Origin of the sequence: Bacillus sp. LJBV19 (assembly GCF_017797845.1) — a bacterium.
GTDB lineage: Bacteria > Bacillota > Bacilli > Bacillales > Bacillaceae > Bacillus > Bacillus velezensis.
Map to the genome: position 1 here is coordinate 2,643,394 of NZ_CP072563.1, position 20,488 is coordinate 2,663,881.

Sequence of the window (20,488 nt, forward strand, 5' to 3'; positions counted from 1 at the left end):
CGATTTATGGCTCCCCTTTTTCATCTTTAAGATCAATAAAAAAAGCGCCGTCCGTAAACGTGCAGAATGATATAACCGAAAGATCGCGATATCCTCTTTTTGCTAAACTTTTTTCGAGCCAGTGTTTATCTTTCCCGATTCTGTCCAGATGCTCGTTCTGAATGACCCCGTCAACGATAAGCGATGTTTCCATCTGCTTATCCTTATTAGTTTTCTTTTTGACGATCGACAGTTTGCCCGAAGACTCCAAAATGGCGTATGACACGTCAGAGATTCTATCGATGTTATTCTCCCTCAGCTGCATAAGAAGATCGTCAAAATTGTAGCGCTGCGATCTCATCGCCCGTTCATCAATTTTTCCCTGTTTTATAATAATGGTGGGTTTTCCGTCAAGCAGCTGCCGTATTTTTTGGCTTTTGAGCGAAATAAAAGCAAGGCTTACTTGAATAATCATTAAAACGACAATCGGCACAATTGTATGCAAAAGCTTATCTTTTACATTTTCAATTGCCAATACGGCAATCTCGGCAATCATAATGGAGACGACAAGGTCTAAAATGCTCAGTTCTCCGATTTCCCGTTTTCCCATCAGTCTGAAAATCACAAGAATGATAAAATAAAGCACAATCGTACGAAACGTAATAATGATAATATCTTCCATATCGCACCTCCAACGGTCATAGCATTTGCCATCGGCTCTGAATTATGTAAGAAACGGGCTGAACATCATGCATTTACGTCTAATTCGAACATTCAGAGAATACATTTAGAAAAAGACGGGCTCCGGCTTGTCATATATCAGGCCGCAGGGGCGGAGAGGAGATAAAAATGGAAGAAACGAAACAAGTGGGAAGAGGCGTCTTGTATGGCTTAGTGGCTATCTTTGCGGTGATGCTTCTTACGAGTTTGGCGATTTCGCTTTTACTGACGGTTACCTCAATGGAAGAATCATCTTTCAGCTGGCTGATCACCGCGCTTTCCTTTCTTTCTTTATTTGCGGGCGGTTTTATATCGGGCGGCAAAGCGAAGGAAAAAGGCTGGATGATCGGGGCTTTAACCGCCGTCTGTTTTTCATTAATCATCTTGCTGTTTCAATATTTAGGGTTCGGAAAAACGTTTACATCCGGTCAGCTTTTGTTTCATCTCGGCTTTTTGGGAGTCAGCATGCTGGGCGGCATTTTCGGAGTGAATTTGAAAGGAAGCAGATCAGCGTAATAAAAAAAGAGCGGATTCTCCGCTCTTTTTTTTGTATGTATGAGCTTCGCTGTTATTCAGCGGAAGCTTCTCTGATTGCACGGCGGTCAAATGTTAAACGGGTGTTATCACCTGTTTTAATGACGACCTTGCTTTCATCAATTGAATCAACAGTGCCGTGCAATCCTCCGATTGTCACCACTGTATCCCCTTTTTTCAGCTCTTCCTGCATCTGGCGTACGGCCTTCTGCTGCTTTTGCTGCGGACGGATGAGCAGGAAATAAAGCACTGCAAACATTAAAATAATAGGAACGATTGTGCCTAAAGTACCCATCTGTTTCCCTCCTTTCAAGAATGGTTTTATTTAGAAGCTTTTCGCATTTGGCTTATTATAGCCGTAACGCTCAAAGAACTCTTCTCGGAAATCACCAAGACGATCCTCCCGGATGGCTTGTCTGACCTGCTCCATTAAGTGTAACAGAAAATGAAGGTTATGGTAAGTTGTTAATCGAATTCCAAACGTTTCATTACAGCGGATCAAATGTCTGATGTAAGCGCGGGAGTAATTTTGGCATGTATGGCAGCTGCACTCTTCGTCAATCGGACGGAAATCACGCTCATATTTGGCGTTTTTCATGTTCAGACGCCCTTCATTCGTAAACACCGTGCCGTTTCGGGCAATCCGGGTCGGCAGTACGCAGTCAAACATATCCACGCCGCGGATGGCGCCGTCAATTAAGGCATCCGGTGAACCCACACCCATTAAATATCTCGGCTTGTCCTTCGGTAAAAGCGGAGTTGTAAACTCAAGCACTCGGTTCATGACGTGCTTCGGCTCGCCGACAGATAATCCGCCTATGGCATAACCCGGAAAATCAAGCGAAACCAAGTCTTTTGCACTTTGTGTCCGCAGATCTTCGTATTCTCCGCCCTGTACGATTCCGAACAGCCCCTGCTCATCTGAGCGCCCGTGCGCCTCCAGGCAGCGTTCCGCCCAGCGGCTGGTGCGTTCCACAGAGCGTTTCATGTAATCATACTCTGCCGGATACGGCGGACACTCATCAAACGCCATCATGATATCAGAGCCGAGGGCGTTTTGAATTTCCATCGCTTTTTCCGGAGATAAAAACAGTTTGTCTCCGTTTAAGTGATTGCGGAAATGAACGCCTTCTTCTTCTATATTACGAAACTTGCTCAATGAAAAGACCTGAAAACCGCCGGAATCCGTTAAAATCGCGCGGTCCCAGTTCATAAACTTATGAAGCCCGCCCGCTTCTTTTACAATGTCGTGTCCCGGACGGAGCCATAAATGGTACGTATTGCTTAAAATAATGCCCGCATCCATAGATTTCAGCTCGTCCGGAGACATCGTCTTTACCGTAGCAAGCGTGCCGACCGGCATAAATACAGGCGTCTCAAAGGAGCCGTGGGGCGTATGGACTCTGCCCAGGCGCGCTCCCGTTTGTTTGCATTCCTTTATAAATTCATAACGTATCGGTTGTTCAGCCACTTTGTATGAGGCCTCCTGTCATTCAAATTAGATAATCAGCATGGCGTCGCCAAAGCTGAAGAAACGATATTCCTCTTCTACCGCATGACGGTAGGCGGAAAGAACATGCTCTCTGCCGGCAAGCGCAGAAACGAGCATGATAAGGGAAGATTTCGGCAGATGAAAATTGGTGATCATGCCGTCAATCGCTTTAAATTCATATCCCGGATAAATGAAGATGGACGTCCAGCCGCTTGAAGCTGTAAATACGCCGTCATGCTCGCCGGCAATGGTTTCCAGGGTGCGCGTTGATGTCGTCCCGACCGACACGATGCGCCCTCCCGCCTTTCTGACCTCGTTTAAAGAGGCGGCGGTTTCTTCCGTCATTTCATAAAATTCCGCGTGCATGTTATGCTCTTCCACATCATCCGCACTGACCGGGCGGAATGTGCCGAGTCCCACATGAAGTGTGATAAATTCAATCCGCACACCCTTTTGCTTCAGCTCGTCCAGAATCTCTTCCGTAAAATGAAGTCCGGCCGTCGGAGCTGCGGCAGATCCGATTTCTTTTGAAAAGACGGTCTGATACCGTTCTTTATCATCAAGCTGCTCTTTAATATAAGGAGGCAGCGGCATTTCACCGAGTGATTCAAGCACTTCGTAAAAAATCCCGTCATACCGGAATTCTATTTTTCTGCCTCCGTGATCAAGCTCCTCCGTGCAGACCGCTGTCAGCCGGCCGTCGCCGAATGTCAGGACCGTTCCTTTTTTTACGCGTTTCGCCGGCTTTACGAGCGTTTCCCATGTATCATTTTCTTCCTGTTTTAATAACAGAAGCTCCACTTTCGCCCCCGTATCTTCTTTTGTGCCGAATAATCTTGCAGGCAGCACACGGGTATTGTTCAAGACGAGGCAATCCCCTTCATTAAAAAAGCTTACAATCTCTTTAAATGAACTGTCCGTCAGCCCGCCCGTCTGTTTGTCGAGCACCATCAGCCGCGATGCGTCACGCTCTTTCAGCGGCACTTGGGCAATGAGGCGTTCAGGCAGTTCAAAATCAAATAAATCGACTTTCATCATTTCACCTTTATTCTGTCTATTGTTATTTCATTCTGCCGAAAAAATTAAGCAGAATGGATAGTATCACACTGATCACAATACAAGTGGCAACGGGAAAGAAAAATGTAACATTTCCCTTCTTAACGAAAATATCTCCGGGCAGCCTTCCGACAAAGTGCCAGACTGCGCCGGCAATAAGCAAAACGGCACCGAGAACCATGAGAACCTTCGGAAAGTCAGTCACGGGCGGGCGCCTCCAATCGAAAATGTTCATACACAGCCGGAGTCACGACCCGTCCCCTCGGCGTCCTCTGGAGAAATCCGATCTGCAGCAGATACGGTTCGTACACATCCTCTATTGTATGCGGTTCTTCGCCGATTGTCGCGGAAATCGTATCAAGGCCGACGGGACCGCCGCTGAATTTTTCGATCATGCCCATCAGCAGCTTATGGTCGATATGGTCAAGGCCGAGCGCATCGACTTGAAGACGTTCGAGCGCGTCGTGAGCGATTTCTTCCGTGATGCGGCTGTCGCCGAGCACCTGGGCAAAATCCCTCACCCTTCTGAGAAGCCGGTTTGCAACCCGCGGCGTTCCCCTTGACCGTCTGGCGATTTCCAGAGCCGGGGCTTCTTCGATATCCACTTCAAAAACGTCAGCCGTTCTTGACACGATATCTGTCAGCTCTTCCTGCGTATAGTATTCAAGGCGCGACAGCACCCCGAACCGGTCTCTGAGCGGTGCGGTCAATAATCCGACCCTTGTCGTCGCTCCTACAAGCGTAAAAGGGGGAAGGTCGAGACGGACGGAGCGGGCGGACGGGCCTTTTCCGATGACGATATCAAGGCAGAAATCCTCCATCGCCGGGTACAGCACTTCCTCAATTGAGCGGTTCAGCCTGTGAATTTCGTCAATAAACAGCACATCCCCTGGTTCGAGCGCCGTCAAAATGGCTGCCAAATCTCCCGGTCTTTCGATGGCGGGGCCTGACGTCGTCCGCATCTCCACACCCATCTCATTGGCCACGATAGACGCAAGCGTTGTTTTCCCGAGACCCGGAGGCCCGTATAAAAGAACGTGGTCCAGCGTTTCCTGCCTCATTTTCGCCGCATCGATAAACACGCGCAGATTTTCTTTCACCTTCTTTTGGCCGATATACTGGGCGAGATTCTGCGGCCTGAGGCTTTGCTCGATTATTGATTCATGGCTGTCTGCTTCACTTGAAACGAGCCGTTCATCCATGAACATCACCTTACTTTAATAATTTTTGCAATGCTTTTTTCACATATTGATCTGTTGAAAGCGCCGTTTCCTCTTTTAAGTGAGGAAGCACTTTTTTAATTTCTTTTTCGGCGTAGCCGAGAACCCGGAGCGCTTCAAGCGCCTCGTCAAGCGCCGTTTCAGCCTCTTGTTTTTCAATGCGCGCTTCATGATTGAACAGGTTGTCAATCATTTCAGGAACGACGTCGGCCAGTTTGCCTTTCAAATCAAGAATAATCTGCCGCGCCGTTTTTTTGCCCACACCCGGAAATTTCACCAAAAAGGCTTCGTCTTCCTGTTCGATCGCTTCGATGACGGCTCCGGGATCACCGGAACCGAGGATGGCGAGCGCCCCTTTAGGCCCGATGCCGGTGACGTTCAGCAGCTTTGTGAAAAGCGCTTTTTCTTCCCGGGTTGAAAAACCGTACAAAGAAAAGGCGTCTTCTTTTATATGATGATACGTAAAAATGGTCTCTTGATTGCTTACCTTATAAATAAACGGATTCGGAGTGAAGACCTGATAGCCGATTCCGCCGTTTTCAATCACGATGTATTGGGGAGATACGTAATCAATCGTCCCCTTCAAGAATTCAATCACACCTATTCACCTCTTTGACTGCTTATCATTGTAACACAAAAACAGCCAAAGTCTTATAGAAAAGTTAACGTATGTTCGCTTTGACACCTTCCATTCAGAAAAAAAAGACATGTGTCACATGTCTTGCGTCAAAGTCAGCCGCTGTAAGTCTTAATATGATCGATCACGCTCTCAAACTCCGCTTTTGTTCTGTACGGTATGCCGTGTTCCAAGTGCTTTTGCAATCGGCTTTCCAGCCTTTCTATATCAATCTGGAAGAAAGACTGAATCGGCTCGGCCAGCGATCCGGGACGGCCGTGAAAAGTGGAGATGACGCCTCCGTCCGTGACGCCGATATAACCGTTAACCTTACTGAGCGGAGAAATATCATCAACATGCTTACGGAAAAGGACGAAGCCTTTTTTCTGCTCAACGAGCGTCCAGCCGGCATATGCGGCCCAAAAATCCTCCATCGCTAAAACGGTTTCATCCGTATGTTCAATGCCGACATCACCGTCAAGATAGACCTTTTCCAGCTGGACATGCACCCGAAGCGGCCCGTAATGCTCGACCTCCGCCCCGTATGCGCCTTTTCCTCCGCAAATCAGGACTGCAGCTGATAAGATAAGCATAAACAATAGACGAGCACCGCAAATTCGTTTCACCAATAACACCTCTTTATTCAATCAAACTCTTGATGCTAGTTTGACCAAAGATGCCGGTGCTTAATCGTTTTCTTTCATTTGTCTGTTTCAGCCGAAAAAAAGCAGCTCTCTAAATGAGGGCTGCCCCGATGATTATGCCCGGCCGGCTGAAATCAGTTTCATTTGTCCGGGCGTCAGTTTGAGCCGGTATCCCCTTACGGTCAGATACACAGTTTTTGTTCCGCGGCTTTTGTCATGCTCCGTTTTTTTCATCCCGGCCCCTCCGTTACGTTTTATTACTTTTATGTTAACACCGCAATATAAAGAGCGTTTTAAGAATATGTAAAGAAATGATGAAGCTTTATCCATAAAAATACTGCCGGATGAAATCATCCGGCAGTCCGTTTAACGGCTGTTTCTGTTCATGTCTTGCAGCTTTGTAAAAGTAGCGTTGTCGGTAAACACTTGAATTGTACGGCCGTCCGCGAATTTTTTGGCCGCATGTTTGACATGTTTATCATCATTTTTCGTAAAAGGATGATTTGTTCTGACGGCAATGACGACTCTCGTGTCAGTCACGATGACCTGACTATCCTGTACGCCTTTTACTTTTTTCACGCGGTTTGCAACTTTTGCCGCCAACCTGATGTTTTCGGCGTTGTCATACCCATTATAAGACATTGCTGCCGGCGGCGTATTGACATTTCGGCCGTTATATGTGCCGTCCGTCGTTAACGGAACCCCGTCATTAGGGGCGTACTGGTCGGACACATTTGTCGTATTATGACGGCCGTTTCGGTTTTCCATCATTTCAGAAACTGGTCCTTGATGGTCCATTCCGTACTGGCCTCTGCCATTACCATTATCATTCGAATAATATCCGACCGGACGTGTTGACTGATTGTAGCGTCCGTCATTCATGGCATTATTTGCTCCGCATGCCGTTAAGCTTGCCGTCACGGCTAAAACGCCCGCGATCGTCATCAGTTTTTTACCCAATGGAAAAACCCCCCGTGGATTCATCGCTGTTTGAGCGTTTTCCGCTCATGTTTAGGATGTGCGGCGGGCGGCGGGTTTAAGCTTGTCAGTTATGTCCATTCCTCAGTTGGACATAAAAAAAGGAACGACATACATCGTCCCGAAACATTAATCTTCTTCTTCCTCCGGCCGTCCGAATACTTGATTTGGACTCGGCTGATTCGGCGCGACATTGGGATTTGCTCCGCCGTAAGGCATAAAATGTCCTGCGTTTGCACCCATATTCGGATATGGCTGCACAGGCATATTTGCGTGATGGTGATGTGAACCATGATGATGTGAACCGTGGTGATGATGGTGGTGGTGATGTGAATCATGGCAGCCGCAATCATCATCCTTATATTTTCCATCATGATGAGGGGCGTGTGCGTAATGTGACGAATATCCGCCGTAATACGGCATTTGACCGTAAGGAGCACCGCCGAAACCAGATGCAGAACCATCATAATGCTCTGCATTTTCATGGGCCTGATTTTCATATTCACCGTAACCCGCATGCGGCCCAAATCCCGGATGATGGAATCCGTACGGTAACGGCATCGGCATGACCGGAAAGCCTCCAAAACCTCCTCCAAAACCGCCGAAACCTCCGCCTACCGGGAAGCAAGGGTGGCATAGTCCCGAACCCGGCAGCATCGGTGTCACCGGAACCGGACAAGGACAAGGCATGCACGGCATCGGGTAATGCATAAAAGGCGGTTCAACGGCCGGCATATTCGGAAACGGGACATTCGGAATGTTTGGCATGTTCGGCAGATGATAAGCGGCGTTTTCTTCTTCCATCTTTCCGGCTTCAGGCGCCTTTGGCATATTCGGGTAATTCGCGTTTTCCATGTTGATCATTTCCTCCTGTTGTGGAATGTTATTGTCATGCTCTTTTTCTTTCGGCTCGACAAAATGTGTCACCGGTTCCTCCGGCTTAGGAGGCGACCACGGCTGAAACAGCTGATTGGACGGGTAATATTGGTTCATATCAGCTTCCGGCAGCACATTTTCATGCTTTTCAGGGATTGGCGGCACATACGGAATCGACGGCTTTGGTTCTTCCGATATGGTGTCTTCAATGTCCACAACTGATTTCGGTTTTTCTTTGGCATATGGATGCTCATGCTTATGCGCAGACGTTCCGAAGCCGGCCTTAGGTTCTTTTCTGACCGGAACGGCTTCTGAAGGCACCTTTATCTTCATTCCAGGCATAATTAAGTCTGGATTGCTAAGCTGATGATTCAGTTTTTTTAACTCTTCAAGATCAACTCCGTATTTTTCAGCTATTTTCCAGAGCGAATCGCCTTTTTGAACGATATGAATTTTCAACGTTTTCCCCTCCTATGCACAAAACGTGAACGGTACATTTGTCATTACAATACGTTTCTTCACACTATATGCCGATGGACTGGGCATGATGATAAAAAATTTGGGAAGGAGGGGAAATTTTTATAATTACGTATGACTCAGCATTCTGTTCAAAGCACGAAGCGCTTCTGTCCGAACCGCTTCCGGAACTTTAATGACACCCTTCAGCTCGCCTTTTTCAAGCTGCTCAAGCGACCACAATAAATGCGGCAGATCGATTCTGTTCATTGTCAGACACGGACACATATCGGGATTCAATGATTCAATCTGTTTATCCGGATGCGATTGAATGAGGCGCTGAACAAGATTCATTTCCGTTCCGATCGCCCATTTGCTTCCCGGTTCAGCCTGTTCGATCGTATCAATAATGTATTTGGTAGACCCGCTGTCGTCACTGAGCGAGACCACTTCCCGCGAACATTCCGGATGAACAATAATGCGGATGCCGGAATCCCGCTGCCGCAGCTGAGAAATATTTTCCGCTGTAAACTTTTCGTGTACGGAGCAATGCCCTTTCCAAAGGATAACCTTAATGTTTTCCGGATGGTCAGTAAGCAATCGGTTCTGCACCGGGTCCCATACAGCCATTTCTGTCAGCGGAATGCCGAGGTCATAGGCCGTATTTCTGCCTAAATGCTGATCCGGCAAAAATAAAATTCTCTCTTTTTGTTTAAAAGCCCATTTCAGCACACTCCGGGCATTCGAAGAGGTGACGGTCGCTCCCCCGTGCCGTCCGACGAATGCTTTAATTTCCGCCGTCGAGTTAACATATGTTAACGGAATGATGGTGTTACCGTACAGTTCTTGAAGCTCTTGCCATGCTTTGTCCGTCTGCTGAATATCTGCCATATCAGCCATCGAGCATCCGGCGCGCATGTCGGGCAAAATGACGGTTTGGTTATCATCAGTCAGCATATCAGCGGTTTCCGCCATAAAATGCACGCCGCAAAACACAATATATTCCGCCTCTTTATTTTTTTCTGCCACTTGAGCAAGCTGCAGGGAGTCACCTGCCGTATCGGCGAATTGTATCACTTCGTCTTTTTGATAGTGATGGCCCGGAATGAACAGGCGCTTTCCGAAATCCCGTTTAATGGCGGCGACCCGCTTCTCCATTTCTCCGGTGCTCATGTCTTTATAATAGCTCGGCATCATTTCGGCTGATGCAGTTAACACGTCAAAAATAGACATCTTAAAAATCCCCCTGTTCCGCAGCCTCAACATCCATACTGATGTCGGCGCTTTTTACTGAATGAGTCAGAAATCCGAGTGAAATATATTGGACGCCCGTTCCTTTATAAGCGGGCAATGTGTCGAGCGTTATGCCTCCGGATGCTTCCGTTTTGATATGGCCCGGTGTCATGCCTGCAAAACGCCGGACGGACTCAGGCGGACAGTTGTCAAACATAATAACATCTGCGCCCGCTTCTATTGCCTCGAGCAGCTGCTGTTCCGATTCGATTTCGACTTCCACCGCAAGCATCTGTCCCGCCGTTTTTCTTGCGCGCTCCACGGCCGCTTTTATCGATCCGCAGGCGGCAATATGATTATCTTTTATCATGATGCCGTCATATAAGCCGAAGCGATGATTAAAGCCGCCTCCGACCCGAACGGCGTATTTTTCCAGCATTCTGAGCCCGGGTGTCGTTTTTCTCGTATCACAAATCTTAATGGACGGATCATCAAGACGCCTTTTGGCCTCATCCGTCATTGTCGCAATGCCTGACATTCTTTGTAAGAGATTCAGAATGACCCGCTCCCCCGTAAGAAGAGCCGCCGCCTGGCCTTCCATTTCAGCGAGCACGTCTCCTTTTTTCATCCGTTCTCCGTCTTTTTTCAGGGAGCGGATGCGGATATCATCGTGTAAAAGCTTCCATCCTTCACGGATAACGGCTTCTCCGGCAAACACGCCATCTGTTTTTGCGATGATTCGCGCTTTACATTGCTGATCAGAAAAAATCGCTTGTGACGTCGCATCACCCGTTCCGATATCTTCCTGAAAAAAATGAGTCAGCATTTGTTTCAGCTGCAGAATGTCCATAGTTCCCCAATCCTTTCGTTTTTTCTGATAACTGTTCCAGATGTTGAATGAATGATTTGTTTTCCGTGCCACCCTTTCTCCGTCCCGGGAAAATCAGCGCGAAAATGAGCTCCCCTGCTTTCTTCCCGAATAAGGGCGGAGGTCACAACAAGTTGCGCAGTCTTCCATAGGCAGGATAGCTCGGCTTGTTCTATTGTGATTTCCTTCACATTTATATGACGCACAGATACGTTGTTAAGCCAGGATGCCAGCGCCTGCATGTTTTCTTTTTCCCTGACGATGCCCGCTCCGGTTGTCATTTTGGCTTGGAGCACATGAAGCGTTGTGTCCGGCACTTCTAAGATGACGTCAAATTTCTTCGGGGTTTTTTTATATCTTCCGTTTAACGGTGTTTGAATGATATGTTTAGCACATCGTTGCCCGCTTGCCAGCGCTTCCAGCAGTGAGTTGCTCGCAAGGCGGTTCGCCCCGTGCAAGCCTGTGCAGGCGGTCTCGCCTATAGCGTACAAATCAGGCACGGACGTTTTCCCCCATGTATCGGCTTTTACTCCGCCCATTAAAAAATGCATTCCGGGTGCTACGGGAATTCCGCTTTCAAGATCAACACCGGCTGTTTGACAAATTTCTGTTATGGTCGGAAAACGTTTCTTAAAATCGGCTATTCGGCTGCAATTTATAAAAACAGGATTTTCTTTCATCACTTCTTCATAAATCGCCCGTGAAACCACATCCCGGGGCGCCAAATCTTCTAGCGCGTGTCTGCCAGCCATGATCCTGCGCCCGAAGCGATCCGCTAAATATCCGCCTTCTCCTCTCACTGCTTCAGAAATCAGACCGTAAACAGTCCCGTTTTTCACAAGGAGGGTCGGGTGGAACTGGGTGAACTCCATATCCGTGATCTCAGCTCCAGCGCGGAAGGCAAGAGCGATGCCGTCTCCCGTTATGGCGGAATCATTTGTGTGATATTGGTACAGACTGCCGCAGCCGCCTGATGCAAGCACTACACAATCCGCTCTTCTGTAAGAAACGGCGCCTGAAGCATCCTTTACGGCAACGCCTGCGCATCGCCCGTGTTCAATCAGCAGATCAACAACCGTCTCGTGTTCAATGATCCGAATGCCGTCCCTCAGCTGCTGAACCAGAAACTCAACCAACATCCGTCCGGTCGCATCTCCCCCGGCGTGCAGAATCCTCCTTTTGGAATGAGCGCCTTCCCTGCCGAGACAAAACGTTCCGTCCGACTTCGTATCAAAAGGGAAATGGCCTTCTATCAGCCTGTTTATCATGCTCTGTCCGCTTTTCAGCAAATGCCGCACGGCTGTCACGTCATTGTGTCCGCATCCCGCATACAGTGTATCGTTTACATGGGATTCTATCGAGTCATCTTTTGCGTATGAAACAGCAATCCCGCCTTGAGCATAATGCGAATTGCTGTTCGTTACGTTTCTCTTTGTGATGACGGTCACTTGGTATGACGGAGGAAATGAGGAAGCACAGGCAAGGGCCGCCGTCCCCGAACCAATGACGATAATTGTTTTTTCAGACATACATCACCCTCCTGTTATATTTACACCTGTCTTGACACCTATATTTACACAGCGATAAAATAAACTCAAGCTTTTTTTAACATAAACGGATAGGAGCGGGCTGTATGATTTATCTTGATTACGCGGCGGGAGCGCCTTTAAGCAAAGAAGCCGCGAAAGTCTTTCAGCATCTCAGCACAGAGGTATACGGCAATGCAAGCAGCCTTCATGACGCCGGAGGAAGAGCGGCGGACATGCTGGAATATTGCAGACATTCTGCAGGAAAATTGATCGGCGGAGCGGCAGACGGCATTTACTTTACAAGCGGCGGAACGGAAGCGAACATCCTGGCCGTCCAATCATTGCTGCACGGTCTGCCCGATCACAAAAAACATTTTATTACGACCGCAATGGAACACCATTCGATCCATAATGCTGCGGCGTTTTTAGCTGATCGGGGAATTGATGTCACCATCATATATCCCGACGAGAACGGACTTATAACCGAGGACATACTGGCGGCTCATATCCGTCCTGACACGGGGCTCGTTTCCATACAGCACGCCAATTCAGAAACCGGCCTCATCCAGCCTGTGAATCGTCTGGCCGCTTTTCTTCACCAGAGAAACATTTTGCTGCATTGCGATTGTGTTCAAAGTTTCGGCAAACTGCCGATTGATGCGGATCAGGCGGGAATCGACGCCCTTTCCGTCTCCGGTCATAAAGTATACGGCCCGAAAGGCACCGGGGCTGTTTACATTCGGCCCGGTGTCAGCTGGAACCCGGTTTATCCGCATACCGTGCATGAAAACGGGTTCAGGCCCGGTACGGTGAATGTGCCGGCCATCGGCGCTTTTACCGCTGCTGCGGAGTATGCAGTGAAACATATGGAGGAACACCGTGAGCATGCTGACAGGCTGAGGAATTATTTGTATGACCAAATTCGGCGTCAAGGCCTCCCCATTTCATTTTCAGAGGAAGAAACCGGCGGTGAATGCCTGCCCCACATTGTCGGGTGTTTTTTTCACTCCTTTGAAGGACAATATATTATGTTAGAATGTAATCGTAACGATATTTGCATCTCAACCGGGAGCGCATGTTCCGCCGGCAGCCACGGCCCTTCTTCAGCTATGAAGGCGCTGAAAAAAACCGAACGGGAAGCGCGGCAGTTTTTCCGAATCTCATTCGGAAACGAAACAACATGTGAACAGCTCGATATGCTGATACATACATTTACGGCGCTGTGGGAGCAAAAGAAAGGAGAATCAGCAATTTGACAGAAGGAACGAAGCTTACTGGGGAGAAAAGACGCGACATGCTGCTTCATTGGCTGAAAGAAGCCGGCTCGCCATTAACAGGAGGCGAATTGGCCAAAAAAGCAAATGTCTCAAGACAGGTGATCGTGCAGGACATATCACTCTTGAAAGCAAAAAACGAGCCGATCATCGCGACGAGCCAAGGCTACTTATACATCAGCATGAATGCCGGCGGCGAAAAAAACGCCGAACGGATTGTCGCCTGTCTGCACGGCCCGGAGCGGACGGAAGAAGAGCTTGAACTCATTGTCGATGAAGGCGTCACCATAAAGGACGTCATTATTGAACACCCCGTATACGGCGATTTAACCGCCGCCATAAGAGTCAGCACACGGAAAGAAGTCAAACAATTCATGGATCACATTAACTCGACAAATGCCGCTTACCTTTCACAGCTGACCGGAGGCGTGCACCTCCATACGTTAAGCGCCCCGACAAAAGAGCGGATTGACCAAGCCTGCCAAGCGCTGGACGACGCGGGTATTTTAATAAAAGATTAAAAAAAAGCCCCCTGAAGGGCTTTTTTTATATCGAATAGGATTGATATGTTCCCAGAAGCTTGACCCGGCAGCCGAGGGCTTCCATCTCTTGAACGGCACCGGGAATGAGAACCTGATCCATCGCCTGTTCAATATCAATAATAAAGAAATAGTTGCCGAGACCCGTTTTTGTCGGGCGCGATTCGATCTTTGATAAATTCAGGTTTCTCCATGAAAAAGCGGACAGCACCCTGTGCAGCGCACCTGATTGGTCATCTTGGGGAAGCGTTACCATCATCGTCGTTTTCGGCCGTGAAGACAGTTTCGCATTCACTTCGAATGAGACGTCTTTTTCAGGCGAAAGAATGACAAATCTCGTGTGGTTGTCCTGATAATCCTGAATATCCCGCTTCACGATGCTCAATCCGTATGTAGCGGCGGCCATTTCATTTGCAATCACGCCGATCGGAAGGTCCGAATGCTCACTGACATACTTGGCAGCCGCACCTGTTGACTTCGCATACTCATAAGGAACGGACGAAAAATGCCGGTGAAGAAATTTGTGGCATTGCGCAATCGCATGGGAATGAGAATAAATTTTCTCAAGCTTTTTCCACTCATTTTCTCTCGAAGGGTGAACGAGCAGATGCTGGTGAATCGGCAGCGTCATTTCCCCCACGATCGCAAGAGGCTGCTCATGAATCAAGTAGTCAATCGTTAAGTTAACCGAGCCCTCCAGCGCGTTTTCCAAAGGAACAAATGCAAGATCAACTTCTCCCGCAACCGCCGCATCCATGCATGCCGGTATTGTTTGATAAGGTGCTTGTGTCACGCTGTTTTGAAAGCAGGAACTGACTGCTAGATGTGTAAATGTGGCTTCTGGCCCTAAATAACCGACTTTCATGTCTCTTCTCTCCTTACGCGCCTGACCCTAAGATCTCAACTTTTTCTATAAAATCAAATTTTCTCAGTTTATTCATTAACGTATGAATGTTTTCTTCCATTGCGGACGTACTGATTGAGAGCGTGACATTCGCCCTGCCCTGAAGCGGAATCGTCTGGTGAATGGAAAGCACGTTGCTTCCTGAGTCAGCCACCGCCTGCAAAAGCTGGGATAACGCGCCTGACCGATCCTCCAAATGAAAGAAAAGTGTGATTATTTGTTCTTTAACCATCGTGTAAAAAGGGAAAACCGCATCTCGGTATTTGTAAAAAGCGCTTCTGCTTAAATCAACTTTCTGCACGGCATCTGCAACCGATTCAGCCTTTTTTCTGTCGAGCAGCTTTTTGACTTCAAGGGTTTTCCGCATCGCATCAGGCAGAACGTCTTCACGCACTAAATAAAATGTCTCTTCTTTCACCTGCACCCCTCCCTTTTACATCAGAGAGCCTGCATTGCAAGCTCTCCGTTTTTTTAATCAATAAATTCAAATTCAAATTCCAGAAGCCGGATGATATCGCCGTCTTTAGCACCGCGTTCTCTGAGCGCTTCATCAACGCCCATACCGCGCATCTGTCTTGCAAAACGCTTGACGGATTCGTCACGGGAGAAGTCAGTCATTTTAAAGAGGCGTTCCAGGCTGTCACCTGAAAGCACAAACGCACCGTCCGGATCACGGGTAATGTTAAATGGAATTTCTTCATCTTCCATCGTGTACATTACGCGGTTTTCCGCCAGTTCTTCTTCATCATACAGCGGGAATTCAGGCGTTGTTTCCAGCTGGTTGGCGACTTCAAACAGAAGATCGCGGAGCCCTTCTCTCGTCACCGCGCTGATCGGGAAGACAGGGTGATCATCCTGAAGCTTTTCTTTAAACGCTTTAAGATTTTCAGCCGCTTCGGGCATGTCCATTTTATTCGCAACGATAATTTGCGGACGCTCCGTCAGCCGCAGATTATATTCACTGAGCTCCTGATTAATGGTCACATAATCCTCATACGGATCACGGCCTTCCATCGCTGACATGTCAATGACGTGAACGATGACGCGCGTCCGTTCGATATGGCGGAGAAATTGGTGGCCTAAGCCGACTCCTTCGTGCGCTCCTTCAATCAAACCGGGCAGATCCGCCATGACGAAGCTTCTTCCGTCATCCGTTTCCACCATGCCCAGATTCGGAACAAGCGTTGTAAAATGATAATCGGCAATTTTCGGCTTTGCCGATGAAACGACAGACAGAAGCGTAGATTTTCCGACGCTCGGGAAGCCGACGAGACCTACGTCTGCAAGCACTTTCAGTTCAAGCACGATATAGCGCTCTTTTCCGGGCTCTCCGTGCTCTGACAGCTGCGGTGCCGGGTTGGCCGGTGTCGCAAAGCGGGTATTTCCGCGTCCGCCGCGTCCGCCTTTTGCGATGACGGCGCGCTGCCCGTGCTCAGTCAGATCGGCAATGACCTGTTTTGTATCGTCATCCGTTACGACTGTGCCGGGCGGAACTTTAACAACCATATCGTCCGCATTTCTGCCGTGCTGGTTTTTAGACATGCCGTGCTCGCCGCGTATCGCTTTGAAATGCCGCTGGTACCGGAAGTCCATGAGCGTGCGCAGTCCTTCATCAACCTCAAAAACGACGTCGCCTCCATTACCTCCGTCACCGCCGGCAGGCCCGCCTTTCGGCACATATTTTTCACGGCGGAACGCAACCATTCCGTTACCGCCGTCGCCGCCTTTTACATATACTTTCACCTGATCTACAAACATAATATCCTCCGTTCTAAACCGTAAAAAACCGCTAGTTCATTCCAATTTCGGCCACACATTCATGGCCGGTCAGCTCAAATTGCATGACATCAAAGTCCTCATACCGGGATTTGCGAAATTCATCAAACACATCTGCATTTGCAATCGTTCCATGAAAATCGAGATATACAATAAGCTGTCTGTCAGGGTGATCCGTCTGCAGCGATACGGTCAGATGATTTTCACTTTCATTGTTTACCGCCAGACCGAACAGATGAAACAGTTTTCTCATCAGGTTCGACAGCTTTTGATCATATGCCGATAAATCTTTAATTTCTCCGAGCACTTCGTATTCGAGCCTCATATAACGGGACTTCCAATTAAATGTAAGAAAGTCAAACGCCAAGTGCGGGGTTTTCAGGTTTGAGAGCTTTGATTCGTGCTTTGCATCTATGACCATTTCGTCAATAATTTCAACGACCCTGTCATACTTCTGCAAACTTAAGTTTCCTTTTATCAGCTGCAGCTTATTCATCCAATCATGACGGAAATGGCCCATTAATTGGATCAGCTCATTGATCAGAGCTGCATCGCTTACAGGTTCTTCTTGTTTCTTCGATACATCCTTCATTTTCGCACTCCCAATCGTTTAATTTCTTTTTAGGAGTCTTGATAAGTGTGTACTATGAATTATAACAGAGAAGGCTTTGTTAAAAAAACACTTGTTTTTCCTGGTTCATCATGTTCCTTTTTCGGATCGCATACAATGCGGATGCCAGGCAGAAACATTTTTGGTATCACTGCTTGGGGAACATATCCAGTGGGTATGGGAAGCTGATGTCCTCATTCAAGGCGGGGTTCACTCACGCATCCTCTGCTTTTCATTCTTGATGTTACTCCGCTTACTGCAAAAAAAACTCCAGTCAACGACCGGAGTTTTTTGTGTCATTATTGAGCTACAGGATATACGCTCACTTTTTTGCGGTCACGGCCGAAACGTTCGAATTTAACAGTTCCGTCGATTTTAGCAAAAAGAGTGTCATCTCCTCCGCGGCCCACGTTTTCACCTGGGTAGATTTTCGTTCCGCGTTGACGGTAAAGGATAGATCCGCCTGTTACGAATTGACCGTCTGCACGTTTAGCGCCTAAACGTTTAGATTCAGAGTCACGTCCGTTCTTTGTAGAACCTACACCTTTTTTAGAAGCGAAAAACTGAAGATCTAATCTAAGCATGTAACTCACCTCCTATATTTGGTTTGCAGTCAACCGTAAGTGTTCACTGTAATCCCGCTCGATCGTTTCAAGAGAAACAATCATGCCTTCAATCAGCAGCTGCGCTTTTTGCAAAGCTTCCTGATCAGCGGCTTCAGGGAATTCAAAGTAGAAATAACCCCCGTCCTCGCCTATATCAAGAATCGGTTCGAGAGGAGCCAGCGCGATAACCGCATTGACCGCTCCGAAAACGACAGCCGTGACCCCGGCGCATACGAGATCTCGTCCATGTTCAGCAAAATCGGCATGTCCCGTCATTTCAAAGGACAAAATGCCCCCGTCATTCCGGGATCTTCGAATTGTTGCCTCAATCATGCTTACGCGTTGATTTTTTCGATTGTCAATTTAGTATAAGGCTGACGATGACCTTGTTTTTTATGAACATTTTTCTTTGGCTTGTAACGGAAAACAGTGATTTTTTTCGCACGGCCTTGTTTTTCAACTTTAGCTGTAACTGTCGCGCCTGCAACTGTTGGGTTGCCGACTTTCACGCTGTCTCCGCCAACAAACAATACGTCTTCAAACGTCACTGTTTCACCTGCTTCAGCAGCAAGTTTTTCGATGTAAACAGTTTGACCTTCTTCAACTTTGATTTGTTTTCCGCCTGTTTTAATGATTGCGTACATTCTCTGCACCTCCTATTAGACTAAGACTCGCCAGCAACAGGGGGCTTTAAAGCTCTTATCACCTGTCCCGAGCGGTTGTAGCATTGGTGCTACATCCATAACATTAAAAAATATATCAGAACCAAAAGGATATGTCAATCTATTTCTAGTAAGGCAGCAGCAGGTCTTCCATAGAGGAATCTGTCCGTTTATCGGCAAAATACGCATGAAGGACTTCATTTTCATCGAGCTGGCTGAGCTTTTCGCCGGCTTTTTCAATGATAATGGGGTGCTTGCATCCCCGTTTGAATTCGGCCATGACATGCTTTACTTTGGCATCGGCCGCGACCGTCAAAGGATGCAGCATGGCAACATCGCGGTTTTTGCCGTAGTATCTCTCCAAAAGAAACCTCAGCTGAATATAGTGCCGCTTCCGGTATTCATCCCATAAAGAAGCGGCGAGAAAGACGAACAGCACCCATGCGCTGACCTGAAGGGGAACGGCCAGCACAATCCAGCAGCAGAGCAAAAGCGCGGAAACGGCCGATGTCTGCAGGCTGAGGAGATGCGCTTTTTGAAAAGCCATTTGTTTGGAGAAGTATAAAAACACAAACTTTCCGCCGTCAAGCGGCCAGATCGGCAAAAGATTGATGAAAAGAATGGAGAGATTATAAAAGGTAAACATCTCAAATGTCTGCTCACTTGCAAAACCTGACATGAAAAAGAGCCAGGCTGCCGCCTGAAGCCACACATGCTGAAGCGGGCCCGCCAGGATGACCGCGAATTCCTCTTTAAGCGGCCGGTTTCCGTGCTCCTCCACCTCAACCGTCCCGCCGAAAGGGAGCAGAAAGATTCGTTTTATGCGCCACGAAAAAAACACAGCCAGAGCAGCATGCCCCAGCTCATGAACGGATACGACCAGCAAAAGACACAGCAGCGCTTTGATGTGCCCCGTCATAAGACCAAGCCCCATGATAATCCAAAGAAAAGGATGGACATGAACTTTGAAAAGGAGGCTGAGCCATTTATTCATCAAAAGTGATCACCTGGATCGGATCTATGAATTTATCGCCATCCTGGATCGCGAAATAGTACTGGCCTTTACTTTTATCGTTAAGCTTGATCGAACCGATCTTTTTCCCTTTATCGACAAAGTCGTACAATGAAACGTTAACATCTTTTAGCCGGCCGTAAATGCTGCTGGTATTGTCGGCATGCTGCACCTTCACCGTCAGTCCTGTTTTTTTATCTTTGCTCACTTCCATAATGTAGCCTTCTTTTACGCTGTCAATGGCTTCGCTGGCGGTTTCGACGACGACGCCCTCTCCGTTATTTTGAAAGTCTTGCTGGATTTTCCCCGCGGCAGGAACGACCATATCCTGACTGACCGCCACCTGACCGTCCTTCTTTTTCGTTCCCGGCGTAAGAAAAGCGAGCGGGTTTCCGAAGGAAGATACGAACCAATTGCTTACGGCAGCAAACTGAAATTCTTTTTGAAAGGTTTGTGCGATCGCCGGTTTGATCTGACTCAGCGGCTGTTTGTCAGTTTTATAGGCAATAGCGGAGATCAGTACGAGACAGGCGGCCAGCAGGCATTTTAAAATAATAGAATGAGCGCTGATCAATGGATGCCGTCCGTTAAATTCGGGCGGGTGTTCCGTTTGATATTCGTAGTCCGGAAGAAACTTGTGCTTTTCCTGCTCCTTGACCGTCTGCCACGCGGGAAAATCCTGAGTTCGGGCGTTTTGAACGAAAGTCCGTTTTGATTCAGGCCGCTGTTTTCTTCTTTTGGCCAGTCTTTTTCTAATTTCATCAGCTCTGTGACTCATCGCCATCATCCTTTGCAATCGTTGGGTTTGTACATCCTATGTCTTGTCCATTGCAAATATGCGCTCTAGAAAAACAAAAAAAGACCTGATAAGCTGGGCTTCATCAGATCTTTGTATTCTGGTATAT

At 47.9% G+C, this 20,488-nt stretch carries 26 protein-coding genes and 1 other annotated feature; of the genes, 3 read left to right on the plus strand and 23 right to left on the minus strand.

Going from position 1 to position 20,488, the window contains the following annotated elements:
- Positions 1-4: 4 nt before the first annotated feature.
- On the minus strand, positions 5-661 hold the full coding sequence (locus J6600_RS12715; protein WP_209387466.1) for a DUF421 domain-containing protein: 657 nt from the start codon (positions 659-661) through the stop codon (positions 5-7).
- Positions 662-828: 167 nt separating this feature from the next.
- Between J6600_RS12715 and J6600_RS12720 the strand changes: the two genes are divergently transcribed.
- The gene (locus J6600_RS12720; RefSeq protein ID WP_003152697.1) at positions 829-1,215 is read left to right on the plus strand and encodes a TIGR04086 family membrane protein; all 387 of its coding nucleotides are present in this window, start codon (positions 829-831) and stop codon (positions 1,213-1,215) included.
- Positions 1,216-1,267: 52 nt separating this feature from the next.
- Here J6600_RS12720 and yajC read toward each other — a convergent pair whose 3' ends face one another.
- The 13 genes from yajC to nadB form a co-directional block, all read right to left on the minus strand.
- Positions 1,268-1,528: a preprotein translocase subunit YajC gene (gene yajC, locus J6600_RS12725; RefSeq protein ID WP_007408187.1), complete on the minus strand. Its 261-nt coding sequence runs from the start codon at positions 1,526-1,528 to the stop codon at positions 1,268-1,270.
- 30 nt (positions 1,529-1,558) lie between these two features.
- Positions 1,559-2,704, minus strand: a complete 1,146-nt coding sequence (gene tgt, locus J6600_RS12730; RefSeq protein WP_014305500.1) for a tRNA guanosine(34) transglycosylase Tgt — start codon at positions 2,702-2,704, stop codon at positions 1,559-1,561.
- 27 nt (positions 2,705-2,731) lie between these two features.
- Positions 2,732-3,760: a tRNA preQ1(34) S-adenosylmethionine ribosyltransferase-isomerase QueA gene (gene queA, locus J6600_RS12735; RefSeq protein ID WP_003152692.1), complete on the minus strand. Its 1,029-nt coding sequence runs from the start codon at positions 3,758-3,760 to the stop codon at positions 2,732-2,734.
- Between the two features lie 25 nt (positions 3,761-3,785).
- On the minus strand, positions 3,786-3,986 hold the full coding sequence (locus tag J6600_RS12740; RefSeq protein ID WP_209387467.1) for a DUF2905 domain-containing protein: 201 nt from the start codon (positions 3,984-3,986) through the stop codon (positions 3,786-3,788).
- A complete protein-coding gene (ruvB, locus tag J6600_RS12745) occupies positions 3,979-4,983 on the minus strand; it encodes a Holliday junction branch migration DNA helicase RuvB (protein ID WP_003152685.1) in 1,005 nt (334 codons plus the stop codon). Before ruvB ends, J6600_RS12740 begins: the two co-directional genes overlap by 8 nt.
- A 10-nt stretch (positions 4,984-4,993) precedes the next feature.
- Positions 4,994-5,599, minus strand: a complete 606-nt coding sequence (gene ruvA, locus J6600_RS12750) for a Holliday junction branch migration protein RuvA (RefSeq protein ID WP_209387468.1) — start codon at positions 5,597-5,599, stop codon at positions 4,994-4,996.
- A gap of 134 nt (positions 5,600-5,733) precedes the next feature.
- Positions 5,734-6,243 carry an intercompartmental signaling factor BofC gene (locus J6600_RS12755; protein WP_012118093.1) on the minus strand — a complete coding sequence of 170 codons (510 nt, stop codon included), beginning with the start codon at positions 6,241-6,243 and terminating at the stop codon, positions 5,734-5,736.
- Between the two features lie 132 nt (positions 6,244-6,375).
- Entirely contained in the window at positions 6,376-6,495 is a 120-nt protein-coding gene (locus tag J6600_RS19820) for a hypothetical protein (RefSeq protein ID WP_370531142.1), read from the minus strand.
- A 132-nt stretch (positions 6,496-6,627) separates the two neighbouring features.
- Entirely contained in the window at positions 6,628-7,221 is a 594-nt protein-coding gene (locus J6600_RS12760; RefSeq protein WP_014721606.1) for a YhcN/YlaJ family sporulation lipoprotein, read from the minus strand.
- Positions 7,222-7,368: 147 nt separating this feature from the next.
- A complete protein-coding gene (safA, locus tag J6600_RS12765; RefSeq protein WP_209387469.1) occupies positions 7,369-8,574 on the minus strand; it encodes a SafA/ExsA family spore coat assembly protein in 1,206 nt (401 codons plus the stop codon).
- A gap of 126 nt (positions 8,575-8,700) precedes the next feature.
- Positions 8,701-9,804 (minus strand): quinolinate synthase NadA, encoded by a 1,104-nt coding sequence (gene nadA, locus J6600_RS12770; RefSeq protein ID WP_209387470.1) that lies wholly within the window; start codon positions 9,802-9,804, stop codon positions 8,701-8,703.
- Between the two features lies 1 nt (position 9,805).
- Positions 9,806-10,654 (minus strand): carboxylating nicotinate-nucleotide diphosphorylase, encoded by an 849-nt coding sequence (nadC, locus tag J6600_RS12775; protein ID WP_071181877.1) that lies wholly within the window; start codon positions 10,652-10,654, stop codon positions 9,806-9,808.
- Positions 10,636-12,201 carry an L-aspartate oxidase gene (gene nadB / locus J6600_RS12780; RefSeq protein WP_209387471.1) on the minus strand — a complete coding sequence of 522 codons (1,566 nt, stop codon included), beginning with the start codon at positions 12,199-12,201 and terminating at the stop codon, positions 10,636-10,638. The genes nadC and nadB overlap by 19 nt, the downstream gene beginning before the upstream one ends.
- 104 nt (positions 12,202-12,305) lie before the next feature.
- Here nadB and J6600_RS12785 point away from each other — a divergent pair, with 104 nt between their 5' ends.
- Positions 12,306-13,457 (plus strand): IscS subfamily cysteine desulfurase, encoded by a 1,152-nt coding sequence (locus tag J6600_RS12785; RefSeq protein WP_209387472.1) that lies wholly within the window; start codon positions 12,306-12,308, stop codon positions 13,455-13,457.
- The gene (locus J6600_RS12790; protein ID WP_014418541.1) at positions 13,454-13,996 is read left to right on the plus strand and encodes a transcription repressor NadR; all 543 of its coding nucleotides are present in this window, start codon (positions 13,454-13,456) and stop codon (positions 13,994-13,996) included. The genes J6600_RS12785 and J6600_RS12790 overlap by 4 nt, the downstream gene beginning before the upstream one ends.
- A 25-nt stretch (positions 13,997-14,021) precedes the next feature.
- On the opposite strand, the gene pheA is transcribed toward J6600_RS12790, so the two are convergent.
- From pheA to J6600_RS12835, 9 genes are all read right to left on the minus strand, one after another.
- Complete coding sequence (gene pheA, locus J6600_RS12795; protein ID WP_003152668.1) at positions 14,022-14,879, minus strand: prephenate dehydratase; 858 nt, start codon at positions 14,877-14,879, stop codon at positions 14,022-14,024.
- 13 nt (positions 14,880-14,892) lie between these two features.
- A complete protein-coding gene (gene thrR, locus J6600_RS12800) occupies positions 14,893-15,336 on the minus strand; it encodes a transcriptional regulator ThrR (RefSeq protein ID WP_007408173.1) in 444 nt (147 codons plus the stop codon).
- Between the two features lie 53 nt (positions 15,337-15,389).
- Positions 15,390-16,676, minus strand: coding sequence for a GTPase ObgE (gene obgE / locus J6600_RS12805; RefSeq protein ID WP_007408172.1), 1,287 nt, complete (start codon positions 16,674-16,676; stop codon positions 15,390-15,392).
- 31 nt (positions 16,677-16,707) lie between these two features.
- Positions 16,708-17,286 carry a sporulation initiation phosphotransferase B gene (locus J6600_RS12810; RefSeq protein ID WP_014418543.1) on the minus strand — a complete coding sequence of 193 codons (579 nt, stop codon included), beginning with the start codon at positions 17,284-17,286 and terminating at the stop codon, positions 16,708-16,710.
- Positions 17,287-17,603: 317 nt separating this feature from the next.
- Positions 17,604-17,888 carry a 50S ribosomal protein L27 gene (gene rpmA / locus J6600_RS12815; RefSeq protein WP_003152662.1) on the minus strand — a complete coding sequence of 95 codons (285 nt, stop codon included), beginning with the start codon at positions 17,886-17,888 and terminating at the stop codon, positions 17,604-17,606.
- Between the two features lie 12 nt (positions 17,889-17,900).
- Positions 17,901-18,242, minus strand: a complete 342-nt coding sequence (locus J6600_RS12820; protein WP_012118103.1) for a ribosomal-processing cysteine protease Prp — start codon at positions 18,240-18,242, stop codon at positions 17,901-17,903.
- 2 nt (positions 18,243-18,244) lie between these two features.
- Complete coding sequence (gene rplU / locus J6600_RS12825) at positions 18,245-18,553, minus strand: 50S ribosomal protein L21 (protein ID WP_003152660.1); 309 nt, start codon at positions 18,551-18,553, stop codon at positions 18,245-18,247.
- A gap of 13 nt (positions 18,554-18,566) precedes the next feature.
- Positions 18,567-18,640 (minus strand) — a sequence feature (ribosomal protein L21 leader region).
- A gap of 58 nt (positions 18,641-18,698) precedes the next feature.
- A complete protein-coding gene (locus tag J6600_RS12830; protein ID WP_103526720.1) occupies positions 18,699-19,565 on the minus strand; it encodes a M50 family metallopeptidase in 867 nt (288 codons plus the stop codon).
- The gene (locus J6600_RS12835) at positions 19,558-20,361 is read right to left on the minus strand and encodes a M23 family metallopeptidase (RefSeq protein ID WP_209387473.1); all 804 of its coding nucleotides are present in this window, start codon (positions 20,359-20,361) and stop codon (positions 19,558-19,560) included. Before J6600_RS12835 ends, J6600_RS12830 begins: the two co-directional genes overlap by 8 nt.
- Positions 20,362-20,488 lie beyond the last annotated feature (127 nt).

Coding starts and splice junctions, on each gene's coding strand:
- rpmA (WP_003152662.1), bottom strand. CDS start 17,888: ATGCTTAGATTAGATCTTCAGTTTTTCGCTTCTAAAAAAGGTGTAGGT.
- yajC (WP_007408187.1), bottom strand. CDS start 1,528: ATGGGTACTTTAGGCACAATCGTTCCTATTATTTTAATGTTTGCAGTG.
- obgE (WP_007408172.1), bottom strand. CDS start 16,676: ATGTTTGTAGATCAGGTGAAAGTATATGTAAAAGGCGGCGACGGCGGT.
- ruvB (WP_003152685.1), bottom strand. CDS start 4,983: ATGGATGAACGGCTCGTTTCAAGTGAAGCAGACAGCCATGAATCAATA.
- pheA (WP_003152668.1), bottom strand. CDS start 14,879: ATGAAAGTCGGTTATTTAGGGCCAGAAGCCACATTTACACATCTAGCA.
- J6600_RS12715 (WP_209387466.1), bottom strand. CDS start 661: ATGGAAGATATTATCATTATTACGTTTCGTACGATTGTGCTTTATTTT.
- nadB (WP_209387471.1), bottom strand. CDS start 12,201: ATGTCTGAAAAAACAATTATCGTCATTGGTTCGGGGACGGCGGCCCTT.
- queA (WP_003152692.1), bottom strand. CDS start 3,760: ATGAAAGTCGATTTATTTGATTTTGAACTGCCTGAACGCCTCATTGCC.
- J6600_RS12835 (WP_209387473.1), bottom strand. CDS start 20,361: ATGAGTCACAGAGCTGATGAAATTAGAAAAAGACTGGCCAAAAGAAGA.
- J6600_RS19820 (WP_370531142.1), bottom strand. CDS start 6,495: ATGAAAAAAACGGAGCATGACAAAAGCCGCGGAACAAAAACTGTGTAT.
- rplU (WP_003152660.1), bottom strand. CDS start 18,553: ATGTACGCAATCATTAAAACAGGCGGAAAACAAATCAAAGTTGAAGAA.
- nadC (WP_071181877.1), bottom strand. CDS start 10,654: ATGGACATTCTGCAGCTGAAACAAATGCTGACTCATTTTTTTCAGGAA.
- J6600_RS12785 (WP_209387472.1), top strand. CDS start 12,306: ATGATTTATCTTGATTACGCGGCGGGAGCGCCTTTAAGCAAAGAAGCC.
- J6600_RS12720 (WP_003152697.1), top strand. CDS start 829: ATGGAAGAAACGAAACAAGTGGGAAGAGGCGTCTTGTATGGCTTAGTG.
- J6600_RS12830 (WP_103526720.1), bottom strand. CDS start 19,565: ATGAATAAATGGCTCAGCCTCCTTTTCAAAGTTCATGTCCATCCTTTT.
- J6600_RS12820 (WP_012118103.1), bottom strand. CDS start 18,242: ATGATTGAGGCAACAATTCGAAGATCCCGGAATGACGGGGGCATTTTG.
- J6600_RS12810 (WP_014418543.1), bottom strand. CDS start 17,286: ATGAAGGATGTATCGAAGAAACAAGAAGAACCTGTAAGCGATGCAGCT.
- nadA (WP_209387470.1), bottom strand. CDS start 9,804: ATGTCTATTTTTGACGTGTTAACTGCATCAGCCGAAATGATGCCGAGC.